At 71.8% G+C, this 11,919-nt stretch carries 8 protein-coding genes; 2 read left to right on the forward strand and 6 right to left on the reverse strand.

The annotated features are described in order from the left end of the window. The first annotated feature begins 37 nt into the window (after positions 1-37). Positions 38-730 (forward strand): hypothetical protein, encoded by a 693-nt coding sequence (locus ACLQ29_RS02040; RefSeq protein WP_425769961.1) that lies wholly within the window; start codon positions 38-40, stop codon positions 728-730. Positions 731-819: 89 nt separating this feature from the next. On the opposite strand, the gene ACLQ29_RS02045 is transcribed toward ACLQ29_RS02040, so the two are convergent. From ACLQ29_RS02045 to mfd, 4 genes are all read right to left on the reverse strand, one after another. Next, on the reverse strand, positions 820-2,439 hold the full coding sequence (locus tag ACLQ29_RS02045; RefSeq protein ID WP_425769962.1) for a DUF885 domain-containing protein: 1,620 nt from the start codon (positions 2,437-2,439) through the stop codon (positions 820-822). A gap of 98 nt (positions 2,440-2,537) precedes the next feature. Further along, positions 2,538-3,536, reverse strand: a complete 999-nt coding sequence (locus ACLQ29_RS02050; RefSeq protein ID WP_425769963.1) for a nucleoside triphosphate pyrophosphohydrolase — start codon at positions 3,534-3,536, stop codon at positions 2,538-2,540. 2 nt (positions 3,537-3,538) lie between these two features. Beyond that, entirely contained in the window at positions 3,539-4,345 is an 807-nt protein-coding gene (locus tag ACLQ29_RS02055) for a hypothetical protein (protein ID WP_425769964.1), read from the reverse strand. An 82-nt stretch (positions 4,346-4,427) separates the two neighbouring features. Further along, positions 4,428-8,060: a transcription-repair coupling factor gene (gene mfd, locus ACLQ29_RS02060; protein ID WP_425769965.1), complete on the reverse strand. Its 3,633-nt coding sequence runs from the start codon at positions 8,058-8,060 to the stop codon at positions 4,428-4,430. A gap of 789 nt (positions 8,061-8,849) precedes the next feature. Here mfd and ACLQ29_RS02065 point away from each other — a divergent pair. Further along, on the forward strand, positions 8,850-9,761 hold the full coding sequence (locus tag ACLQ29_RS02065; RefSeq protein ID WP_425769966.1) for a cyclase family protein: 912 nt from the start codon (positions 8,850-8,852) through the stop codon (positions 9,759-9,761). 179 nt (positions 9,762-9,940) lie between these two features. Here the strand turns inward: ACLQ29_RS02065 and ACLQ29_RS02070 are convergent, their stop codons facing one another. Together ACLQ29_RS02070 and ACLQ29_RS02075 are read right to left on the reverse strand one after the other, a co-directional pair. Next, positions 9,941-10,591 (reverse strand): response regulator transcription factor, encoded by a 651-nt coding sequence (locus ACLQ29_RS02070; RefSeq protein WP_393367088.1) that lies wholly within the window; start codon positions 10,589-10,591, stop codon positions 9,941-9,943. Positions 10,592-10,596: 5 nt separating this feature from the next. After that, positions 10,597-11,871: a sensor histidine kinase gene (locus ACLQ29_RS02075; RefSeq protein WP_425769967.1), complete on the reverse strand. Its 1,275-nt coding sequence runs from the start codon at positions 11,869-11,871 to the stop codon at positions 10,597-10,599. Positions 11,872-11,919 lie beyond the last annotated feature (48 nt).

The raw sequence follows: 11,919 nt of genomic DNA on the forward strand, positions 1-11,919 counted from the left end.
TTGCGCTGCGCGGACCAGATCCACCAGGCTGGTCGTCATGCCCGCCGCCTCGACCACCCTCCGCATGCTCGCCGTGTCGGTCATCGCGTCGCTCACGGTCACCGGCTGTCAGACATTCGAGGACGCCGGAGTCGCCATGGGCCGCTCGGAACTCGTCAACGACCTCGCCGCCCGCCTCGACCGGGCGCTGGAGTTGACCTACTCCGCCGACTACCAACTCCCGGGCGGCCAGAGCGCCGCGATCGTGCAGGCGCAGGATCCGGCCCGGTCCGCGTACACCTATCCGGGCGGGCGACTCACCGTCACCCCGGAGGCCATCACCAGGTGTACGACGACAGGCGCCCGCCCCGAGTGCACGGTGCTCGCCCCGCCCACCCCGGGCAGCAAGCCCACGGTGACGCTCTTCGGCGAGGCCAACAAGCAGGGCCTCGCCACCCCACCCGTCGTGATCGGGCTGCTGACCGCCGCCGCGCTCGACCCGCAGGCGGTCATCAAGCAGAGCGACACCACAGTCGCCGGGCACCACGCCGCCTGCGTCGAGGTGCAGGGCTCGTCGGCAGGCGACTTCACCGCCTGCGTGACCACCGAGGGCGTACTCGGCAGCTTCACCGGACCGGTCGACGGTAAGCCGGTGGACCTGGCGCTGAGCGATTACTCCGCGGCCGTCGACACGGGCGCGTTCGACCCGCCCGCCGGAGCCGGCGTGGTGGACCGCCGCCCCGGCGGATAGGGCGTGTGTCACAGTCCTCGGTCGAGCCCGCCGCAGGCCGGCCAGGGGCTTCGACACACGCCCTAGTGACCGACCCCCTGGGGCCTGGCTCAGATCTCCAGCAGGGTGCGGAGGTGGCGCGGGGGCGGGCAGTCGTGCGCGAGCATCGCGTCGTGCCAGTCGCGGACCGACACCCCGTCCGGGCGGGCCGCGGCGATCTCGGCCACCTCGCTGTACCCGACGAAGTAGGTGGAGAGCTGGGTGGAGGTGAGCAGCGCCCGGCGCCACTTGCCGGCCGCCTCGCCCTCCTCCTGGAAGCCGCGTTCGGTCATCAACGCCATCGCTTCGGCCTCGGGCAGATCCTCGGCGTGCACCAACTGGTCGAGCAGCGCGTTGATGGTCATCCGGAGCTGCATCTTGAGCTGCTGCAACCGCACCGGGAGGCCGCCGAAGCCAAGCCCCGTCATCACCTCCTCCGCGTACACCGCCCAACCCTCGATGAACGGGCCGGACTCGGCCAGGGCCCGGACCCGGGTCGCGCCGACGTAGCGGCGGGCGTGGGCGAGCTGCAGGAAGTGCCCCGGCATCGCCTCGTGCACGGTCAGGTTGCGGATCATGTGGTCGTTGTATTCGCGGTAGAACGACTCGACCCGCTGCGCCGACCAGTCCGACGGGGTGGGCGCGATGCAGTAGAACGTGGGCACGGACGCGGTCTCCAGCGGACCGGGCGAGTCGCAGTAGGCCACCGCGACGCCCCGGGCGAACTCCGGCATCTCCTGGATCACGCACCTGTCCTCGACGAGGGTGACCAGGTCGTGCGCGCGGACGAAGTCGGTGGCCTCGTCCAGGGTGACGCCGGCCAGGTCGACAATGGTCCCGTCGTTCGGGTGCTCGGCGGCGAGCAGGTCGAGTGCCCGGCGTACGGCCGCGTCGTCGGCGGGACCACCGACCAGCTCGACGGCCGCCTCGCGGATCTCGGCGGTGACCCGGTCCAGGTTGGCCCAGGCGCGGCGCTGGATCTCGGCGGCGCTCAGCTCCGTGTCGAGGGTGTGCCAGAGGCGGGCCTCCCAGCGGCGTCGGCCCAGTCGCGGGTCACGGCCCGGGGCGGCCTCGGCGGCCAGGCCGGCGCGCAGCCAGGCGACGAACTCCTCGAGCGCGGCGATCGCCGCGGTGGCCGCCGGCTCGACCCGGTCGAGGGTGCTCGGCGCCTGGGCGAGCAGCGCCGGCAGCTCGTCGCGGATCAGCGCGGCCGTGCCGGTGAACTGCCCGACCGCCGTTTCGGCGTGGATCCGCGGCATGTCCCGCAGCGTCGCGCGGGCGGTGGCGAGGGCGTCCGGTACGGCGGCGAGCCGGCCGGCGAGGCTGGTCAGCCGGACGTCCGCCGGAGCGAACGGGCGGGCGAGGAGGGCGTGCAGCAGCGGGCCGGGATTGTGCACCAGCGGGTCCCATTCGTGCGACCGGATCTCGGTCAGCTCGAACAGCTCCCGATCCACGAATGAGCTGAGCAGCGCATGGTCGACCTGCGCGTCGACGTCGAGCGAGTCCGGGTCCAGCTCGGACAGTGCGTTGGCCGCGTCGGAAAGCATCAACCGGTCGGCGGCCACGGCATCGGCGGACAGGTCCGGTAGCCGATCGTCAAACCGGTGATCCCCGGCCGAGGTGGCAACCCCCGGCCGCGACTCCAGCAACGCTTCGACAACCCGCTCGGCCAGCACCCCAAACGCTTCCACCAACCCACCCTACCGACCGCCCCCTGCACCACCACCCGTCCCGCCGATCATGAGGTTATTGCCATCCGCATCGGCGTGTCGCGGCAACAACCTCATGATCAACGGGGATCTGCCAGTGGGGGTGGGGGTGGGGACTCGGCGGCGCGGATGGCCTCGGCGTGGGCGAGGGTGGCGCGGCGGAGGGCTGCTTCCGGATCGATATTCGCCTCGCGGGCCGCCGCGACAGTTGCCAGGAGGCTGGCGCCGAGGCGCGCCTCGGGGTCCACCAGGGTGTCAGCGAGTGGTGGCGGAACCGCTCGGCCGGCACGGGCGGCGCGGTCCAGGATCTGCGCGGCCAGGGCCAGTGCGGGCTGGCTCAGGGCCACCCCGTCCAGCACCGAATTCCGTGCCTTCTCCGCCCGCTTGATCCGCTCCCAGTTCTCGGTGATCTCCTCGAGCGTGCCCGCCTCCGCCCCGGCGAAGACGTGCGGATTGCGCCGGATCATCTTGTCGACCAGGCCACCCGCCACGTCGTCGATGGTCCACCGCTCGCCCTCGGGCAACTCCTCGGCGAGCCGCGCGTGCAGGACCACCTGCAACAGGACGTCACCCAACTCCTCGCGCAGCGCGTCGGTGTCGTCGGCGCTTATCGCGTCGTACGCCTCGTAGCTCTCCTCCAGCAGATAACCCGCGAGGCTGCGGTGCGTCTGCGCCCTCTTCCACGGGTCGCCACCCGGCGAGGCGAGTCGGTCCAGCACGGCCACCGCGTCTAGCAGCCGGGCGCCCGGTGGGTCCCACGAGCCGTACATCAGCTCCATCTCGGCCAACCCGGGCTGCCGGGCCAACCGCAGACCCAATTCCCGAGCCAACGCCTCGTCGCCCGCGGGGCTGGCCAACCACACCACAGTGCCGTGCGTGGCCATCGCGTCCAGCAACGGCTGCGTCGCCGGACCGTCCACCACAGTCACCTCGGCGCCCGCCTGGCGCACGGCCGTCGCCAACTCGCTCTCCGCGCCCGTCAACACCCGGTGCTGGCGTACGACGTCCCAGGCCGCGGAGGTCAACAGGCCGGCCGGCAGCCGGGGTGAGGTGACCAGGAGGACGATCCGTGCCGTCATGCTCAGCTGGCCGTGCCCTGGTCCGGCGCGGGGCCCTCGGCGCTCGGGGAACCGGTCGACGGCACCGCCTCCGGGGTGGAGATGTCGGTGACCGGGCCGTCCTCGTCGATGAACGGCAGCGAGTAGACGAACACCTGCTGGCCCTTGTTCACCATCGACGGCACCCCGACCGCCCGGAAGCGCGGGTTGATCGAGACGTCGACCCGGCCGGCCTCCTCACCCAGCGCGACGCCGAGGGCGGTGGCGCTGCGGACGAACCCGCCGTCGCCGAACGCCTGACGGACGTTTGCCGGCGACATTCCGGCCGGGATCGCCTCGACCTCCACCAGGGCGTCGTAGACGGCCATCATCGAGTCGTCGCTCAGATCGGCCGGCGGAAGCTGCTGACTGAGGACACCGGACAGGTCGACCCACTCGGCGAAGAGCTGGGCGTACTCGGTGGTGGCCGGCACCCGCAGGCCATCTTCGAGCTGCTGCGGCGTGATCTCGTCGGGCACCTGCACGTTCTTGGCCTTCACCACCCGCTTGGCCAGATCCAGGCTGACGAGCAGGTCGACCACGTCCTGACGGGTGACCGTGGAGCGCAACTGCTCCGGCGACGGCGACGCACCCGCCTGGGCCGCCTGCTGCCGGACCGCGTCGCCGTACTTCACCTGCACATCGGCGTAGATCGCGTCGACCCGCTCCAGCGAATAGGTGGTGTCACCGACGTACGCGGCGACGTCCGGCGCGGACCTGCCGCAGGCGGTGAGGGAAAGGACACCCAGGGCCGCGACGCTGGCGGCGGCGATCACACGGCGAGCACGCATGCCCGTCACTCTCTCATGCCCTCGTCCGTGCTGGAACGGCCCCCACCTCACCCCGGCCCCAGTCGTCCCGGCCGCCCCCACCTCACCCCGCCGCGACGGCGAGCGGGGCGGGGGCACCCAGCACATCGGAGAGCAACTGCGCGCACCACTGCAACAGCGCCTGGTCCCGCAGCGGCTCCCCGCCGACCCGACGGGTGCTCGGCCGGGGCACGCTCACCTGGTCGGTGGCCAGCTTGTAGACGGCGTCCGGATGGTAGCGCTTGAGCCGCATCTGCTTCGAATCCGGCAACGGCAGCGGACCGAACCGCACGTGCTTGCCCTGCATGGACACGTCGGTGAGGCCGTACCGGCGGGCCAGCAGACGGAACCGGGCCACCTCCACCAGGTTCTGCACCGGGGCCGGCGGCTCGCCGTACCTGTCGGTCATCTCGGCGACCACCTCGGTCAGCCGGTCGGAGTCCCGTGCCTCGGCGAGCTTGCGGTACATCTCCAGGCGCAGCCGCTCCACGCTCACGTAGTCGTGCGGCAGGTGCGCGTCGATCGGCAGGTCGATCTTGACGTCGGGCTCGTCCTCCGACCGCTCACCCTTGAACGCGGAGACCGCCTCGCCGACCATCCGCACGTACAGGTCGAAACCGACACCCTCGATGTGCCCGGACTGCTCGCCGCCGAGCAGGTTGCCGGCGCCCCGGATCTCCAGGTCCTTCATCGCCACGTACATGCCGGCACCCAACTCGGTGTGCTGGGCGATGGTCGCCAGCCGCTCGTGGGCGTGCTCGGTGAGCGGCTTCTCCGGCGGGTAGAGGAAGTACGCGTACGCCCGCTCGCGGCCCCGGCCGACCCGACCCCGGATCTGGTGCAGTTGGGCCAGGCCGAGCAGGTCGGCCCGCTCCACGATCAGGGTGTTGGCGTTCGGGATGTCGATGCCCGACTCGACGATCGTGGTGCAGACCAGGACGTCGAACTCCTTCTCCCAGAAGCCGACCATGACCTTCTCCAGGGCATCCTCACCCATCTGGCCGTGCGCCACCGCGACCCGCGCCTCGGGCACCAGCTCCCGCAGCCGCCGCGCCGCCCGGTCGATCGACTCGACCCGGTTGTGCAGGTAGAAGACCTGCCCGTCGCGGAGCAACTCGCGGTGGATGGACGCCGCCACCTGCCGGTCGTCCTGCGCGCCCACGAAGGTGAGCACCGGGTGGCGCTCCTCCGGCGGGGTGGCGATCGTGGACATCTCCCGGATGCCGGTGATCGCCATCTCCAGGGTCCGTGGGATCGGGGTGGCCGACATGCTCAGCACGTCGACGGAGGCGCGCAGCGTCTTCAGGTGTTCCTTGTGCTCGACACCGAAGCGCTGCTCCTCGTCGACGATCACCAGCCCGAGCTGCTTGAACCGGGTGGCCGTCTGCAGCAGCCGGTGGGTGCCGATGACGATGTCGACGGTGCCGTCGGCGACCATCTCCAGCGTCCGCTCGGTCTCCTTCGGGGTCTGGAACCGCGACAACTGCCGGATCTGCACCGGGAACTGGCTCATCCGCTCGGCGAACGTGTTGTAGTGCTGCTGCACCAGCAGCGTCGTCGGCACCAGCACCGCCACCTGCTTGCCGTCCTGCACCGCCTTGAACGCCGCCCGTACCGCGATCTCGGTCTTGCCGTAGCCGACGTCACCGCAGATCAGCCGGTCCATCGGGACGGTCTGCTCCATGTCCCGCTTGACCTCGTCTATCGCGGCGAGCTGGTCCGGCGTCTCCTGCCAGGGGAAGGCGTCCTCCAGCTCGCGCTGCCACGGGGTGTCCGGGCCGAACGAGTGGCCCTTGGACGCCTTGCGGGCGGCGTACAGCTGGATGAGCTGCGCGGCGATCTCCCGGACCGCCTTGCGGGCCCGAGCCTTGGACTTCTGCCAGTCCGAGCCGCCCATCTTGTGCAGGGTCGGCTGCTCGCCGCCCACGTAGCGGGAGAGCTGGTCGAGTTGGTCGGTCGGCACGAACAGGCGGTCGCCGGGCTGGCCCCGCTTGCTGGCCGCGTACTCGATCACCAGGTATTCCCGGCTGGCGCCGTTGACGGTGCGCTGCACCAGCTCGACGTAGCGGCCGATGCCGTGCTGCTCGTGCACCACGTGGTCGCCGGCCTTCAGCTCCAGCGGGTCGATGGTGTTGCGCCGCCGACTCGGCATCTTGCGCATGTCCCGCGTCGAGGTGCCCCGACCACCAGTCACGTCGTTGCCGGTGAGCAGCACGAAGCGGGACGCCTCGTCGACGAACCCGCTGCTCAGCGCGCCACAAGTCACCACCAGCTCGCCGGGGACGGGCGCGGTCGACACCTCCTCGGTCAACCGGGCGCCCAGACCGGCGTCGCGCAGCACCTCCACCGCCCGCTGGGCGGGGCCGTGCCCCTCGAAGACCAGCGCGATCGACCAACCCTCGCCGGCCCAGCGCTTGAGGTCCTCGACCACCCGCGAGGTCTCCCCGTGATAGAGCGGCGCCGGCTGGGCGGACAGGGTCACCGCGATGGCGTCGTCCGGGGTGACGGCGGCCTGCTCCGGCGCGTCCTCCCAGGGCTGGCGCGCCTCGGTCGCCGTCTCCCCCTCAATGAGACCGAACGGGGACAGCGTCCACCATGGCTGGCCGAGCTGACCGGCGGTGGCGCGCACCTCACCGAGGGTCCGGAAGGCAGCGGCGCCGACGTCCACCGGGGCCTGGCCGCCGACCGCCGCGGCGGCCCAACTGGCCTGCAAAAACTCCTCCGAGGTACGCACCAGATCGTGCGCCCTCGTGCGGATCCGCTCCGGATCGCAGAGCAGCACGTGGGTGCCGGCCGGCATGGCGTCCAGCAGCAACTCCAGCGAGTCGGGGCCGACCAGCACCGGGGCGAGGGACTCCATCCCCTCCACGGGGATGCCCTCGGCCAGCTTGTCCAGGATCTCGGCCAACTCGGGGTGCTGCTCGGCGAGCGCGGCGGCCCGGTCGCGGACCGCAGGGGTGAGCAGCAACTCACGGCACGGCGGCGCCCAGAGCAGCGGAACCTGCTCGATGGTCCGCTGGTCGGCGACGGCGAAGGTGCGAATCTCCTCCACCTCGTCGCCCCAGAACTCGACCCGGGACGGGTGCTCGTCGGTCGGCGGGAAAACGTCCAGGATGCCGCCGCGTACGGCGAACTCGCCGCGCTTGGTGACCAGGTCGACCCGGGCGTACGCCATGTCGACAAGGCGGTGGGCGACCTCCTCCAGGTCGGCCTCCTCGCCCGCGGCGAGCTGCACCGGCTCCAGGTCACCGAGCCCCTTGAGCTGCGGCTGGAGCAGCGAACGGACCGGGGCCACGACCACCCGCAGCGGCCCGGTGCCGCCGTGCGCGTCGGTCGACTCGGGGTGCGCCAGCCGGCGCAACACGGCCAGCCGCCGACCCACGGTGTCCGAGCGTGGGGAGAGCCGCTCGTGCGGCAGCGTCTCCCAGGAGGGGAAGACCACCACCTGATCCGCCGGCAGCAGCTCGCCCAGCGCGGCGGCCAGGTCGTCGGCCTCGCGGGTGGTGGCGGTCACCGCCAGCACGGGTCGCCCGGCCCCGTCGTTGTCGGCCGCGACGGCCGCGACCGCGAACGGGCGCAGCGCGGCGGGGGCGGTGATGTCGAGGCCGTCGACCTGGGCGGCACCGGAGCGCGCCAGGTCACGCGCCCGGGCCAGAGCCGGGTCGGCCAGGGCGGCGGAGAACAGACCGGTGAGCAAGGGAAACCTTCCTGGGGAGTCGACACACACGACGGCGGCCCCTCGTCCAGCCGGACGGGGGGTGCCTGACACAAGCCTATCCCCGTCCACCGACACACACCCCCTTCCGCGAAGGTCCACGCCGCGTCGCGCCTCCCGCGCCACCCCCGCCTCCCGGACCACCCCCGCCACCCGTGCCGCCCCCGCCTCCCGCGCCCCCGCCTCCCGCACCACCCCCGCTCCCGCACCTCCCGCGTTCACCCCCGCCTCCCGCACCACCCGCGCCACCCATGCCTCCCGCACCACCCCCGCCTCCCCCGATCCCCGTGCACCACCTCTCGCGCCAGGCGCACCACCCTCGCGCCTCGCACACCAACGAGCCCAGCGCCTCACGCCTGCCAAGATTCGCGCGACTTCTCTGAAACTGCTGCCTCCGGGTCTTCGGAGGCAGCAGTTTTTCCGGGTCTGGCCGGCATGGCGGGTGGCGGCGCGACCCGCTGCCGGGACCACCCCGCCCAAGTGACGGATGCCGGGCAATCTTGGACAGTTTCCGTTAGCGCTGAATAGTTAGCGCGGAACGGAAACTGTCCAAGATCTCCGACGAAGCACGGCCCGCGGCCCGCGAAGCACGGCGCAGGACACGCGACACGCGACACGCGACACGCGACACGCGACACGCGACACGCGACACGCGGCACGCGACACGCGACACGCGACACGCGACACGCGACACGCGACACGCGGCACGCGGCACGCGACGCACGACCGACGGTCTTGACCGGCGGATGGTGTTTGTGATCCGGTTTTGTGATGCGGCAGTGGCGGGCACAGTTCGACGCGCAGGTGCGCTTCGCCAACGGCGGCGGGCTGCGCACCGAGGAGTTCCGGCTGGACATTCCGGGTCCGGAAATCAGCGACGAGGACCTGGCGGCGTTGTTCGTCCGGCACCTCGGGCTGCTGATGGTCGCCGAGGTCCTGATCAGCGCGAAGACGATCATCGAGGAGCCGCACAAGGGTGGTCGGGGCGTCGCCGTCGAGGAGTCCGGCTCCGATCGTCGGCTGGTCGAGTTGAGCCACGTGATCAGCGACGGGATGATCACCCTGCCGGGCTGGCCGGCGCCGCGGATCAGTGACTGGTTGACCTTCGCGGCGTCCCGGGCGAACTACGCGCCCGGCACCGAGTTCCACGTGGCCCGGATCGACATGATCGCCAACACCGGCACGTACCTGGACACTCCCGCCCACCGCTGGGCCGGCGGTGACGACCTGGCCGGGGTGTCGCTGAGCCGCCTCGCCGACCTGCCCGGCGTGGTGGTGCGCGTGCCGGCCGGCACGCGGGCCGTGGAACGACTGATGCTGGCGCCGTACGAGGTGGCCGGGTGTGCGGTGCTGCTGCACACGGGGTGGGACGTGCACTTCGGCACCGAGCGGTACGGCGACCCGGAAGCGCCGTACCTGACCGGGGACGCCGCCCAGGCTCTTGCCGACGCTGGCGCCGCTCTGGTCGGCATCGACTCGATCAACATCGACGACATGGGTCCGACGGCCGGCGGCGTACGCCCCGCGCACAGCACACTGCTCGCCGCCGGCGTCCCGATCGTGGAGCACCTGACCGGCCTCGACGCTCTGCCGCCAAGCGGATTCCGGTTCACGGCGGCCCCACCGAGGGTGGCCGGCATGGGCACCTTCCCGGTGCGCGCCTTCGCCCTCGTAACCCACTGACTTCTCCCCGTGCCTCCACCCCGCGATCTTGCACTTTCTGTCCCGACACAAGTGGCATATCCGCCCAGATCGACGACAGAAACTGCAAGATCGCCGGAGGTTGCGTCGGAGCAGTCAGCTCCGCAGACGGAAAGCGGCGTGCGGCGCTGGCTCCACGGGAGCATCGCCGAAGCGACTGGTCAGGACCCGGACCGGAGGTGGCGGAGGACCGCGATGACCCGACGGTGGTCGCTCTCGGACGGGGGCAGGCCGAGCTTGCCGAAGATGCTCGTGATGTGTTTCTCCACCGCCCCCACGCTGAGGAACAGCGCCGCGGCGATCGCCACGTTCGAGCGTCCCTGGGCCATCAGGGCCAGTACGCCGCGTTCCCGCTCGGAGAGGCCGGCCAGCTCTTCGACACCCCGGGCCGCCCCGAGTAGTTGCGTCACGACCTCCGGGTCGAGCACTGTCGCCCCGCCCGCGACCCGGGTGAGCGCGTCGACGAACTCGCCGACCTCGGCTACCCGGTCCTTGAGCAGGTAGCCGACGCCCCCGGCGCCTCCGGCGAGCAGCTGCGCCGCGTACCTGGTCTCCACGTACTGGGAGAAGAGCAGCACCGGCGTGCCGGGATGATCCGCGCGGACGGCGAGTGCCGCGCGCAGCCCTTCGTCGGTGTACGTCGGCGGCATCCGAATGTCGATCACCGCGATGTCCGGCCGGTGCTCGTCGACGGCCGCCCGCAGCGCCTCCGGGTCGGCCACCGCGGCGAGCACGCGGTGCCCCCGGTCGGTGAGCAGGTAGGTGAGCCCGTCGCGCAGGATCCCGGAGTCCTCGGCGAGGACCACTCGCAGCCCGGTCATGGCCGCACCGGGAGTTCCACCGTGACAACTGTCGGCCCACCGGGCGGGCTGTCTATCCGCATCGTGCCGTCCACGGTACGGGCCCGGTCGCGCAGGCCGACCAACCCGCCGCCGGGTAGCGCGTGCGCCGCGGACCTGATCCTGGCTCCTCCACCGCCGTCGTCGGAGACCCGCACCCGCAGCAGACCGCCATCGTGGTGTACCTCGACGCTCGCCCGCCGGGCCGTGGAGTGTTTGACGACGTTTGTGAGCAGCTCGGCGACGCAGTAGTAGACGATCGTCTCCACGGCCGGCGACGGTCGCTCGGTCAACGCGACACGCAACCCCACGGGTACGGCGCCCCGGGCCACCAGGGTGGCAAGCGCCGCCTCCAGCCCGTTGTCGAGCATGGGCGGGTGGATGCCCCGGGCCAGGTCCCGAAGGTCGGTGATGGCGGTCTTCGCGTCCCGGTGCGCGGTCTCCACAAGCGCCCTGGCTTCCGGCCCGGCTCCGTCGGCGAGCTTCTCCTTGGCCATCCCCAGCTTCATGGCCAGGGCGACAAGTTGCGCCTGGGTGCCGTCGTGCAGGTCGCGCTCGATGCGGCGCAGCAGCGCGGCGGCGTCGTCGACGGCCAGGGCCCGGGTCCGTTCGAGGTTGTCCACCCGGTCGTCCAGGCTGGTCGGGCCGAGCAGGCCACGGATCAGCAGCGCGTCCAGGAACAGTACGGCGCGCAGCAGCCAGGGACCGGCCAGGAGCAGCCCGGCACCGATCCCGGCCAGCAGGAACGACCGGGGCCAGGTGTCGAAGAAGAAGTCGCCGAGTTGCAGGGCGGCGCGGTGCGGCCGACCCAGGCTGTCGGTGTTGACCGGCCGGACGAACCGCCACCAGAGGGGATGGCTGAGCAGGAACACCGGGTAGCAGAGGAAGACCGCGACCACCGCCGCCGCGAGCAGGGCCACCGGTAGCTTCACGACCAGGTAGGCCATCGCCCGCCAGCCTGTGGCATCGCCCAGACCGGTCCGGACGTACCCCACCGGGCCGGGCCGTCGGCGGACCGGGCGTGGATTGGCGACCCGCAGCCCGAGCGTCGCGCCGGCGAGAGCGCGGTGCAGCCGCCCCCAGCCGCGAGCGCCGAGGACGCCTGAGGACAGCAGCGGCAGGCCGAGCAGCGTCAGCGACAACATGCCGCCGACCACGACCGTGAGACCGGCGTACGCGAGGCCGACGACCGCCAGTGGAAGGCCCACCAGCACGTACGCGACCTGATTGCGGAGCTGCCGGAGACGCGTCATCTGATCCTCCCGACCTGCCGGCCGACGTCACGCCGGTTGCCATCGTCC

This window comes from Micromonospora sp. DT228 (assembly GCF_049841595.1).
Classification (GTDB): Bacteria; Actinomycetota; Actinomycetes; order Mycobacteriales; family Micromonosporaceae; genus Micromonospora.

Excerpts from the sequence above, each read along its gene's own strand:
- ACLQ29_RS02065 (WP_425769966.1), top strand. The coding sequence starts at position 8,850 with ATGCGGCAGTGGCGGGCACAGTTCGACGCGCAGGTGCGCTTCGCCAAC.
- ACLQ29_RS02055 (WP_425769964.1), bottom strand. The coding sequence starts at position 4,345 with ATGCGTGCTCGCCGTGTGATCGCCGCCGCCAGCGTCGCGGCCCTGGGT.
- ACLQ29_RS02075 (WP_425769967.1), bottom strand. The coding sequence starts at position 11,871 with ATGACGCGTCTCCGGCAGCTCCGCAATCAGGTCGCGTACGTGCTGGTG.
- ACLQ29_RS02050 (WP_425769963.1), bottom strand. The coding sequence starts at position 3,536 with ATGACGGCACGGATCGTCCTCCTGGTCACCTCACCCCGGCTGCCGGCC.
- ACLQ29_RS02040 (WP_425769961.1), top strand. The coding sequence starts at position 38 with ATGCCCGCCGCCTCGACCACCCTCCGCATGCTCGCCGTGTCGGTCATC.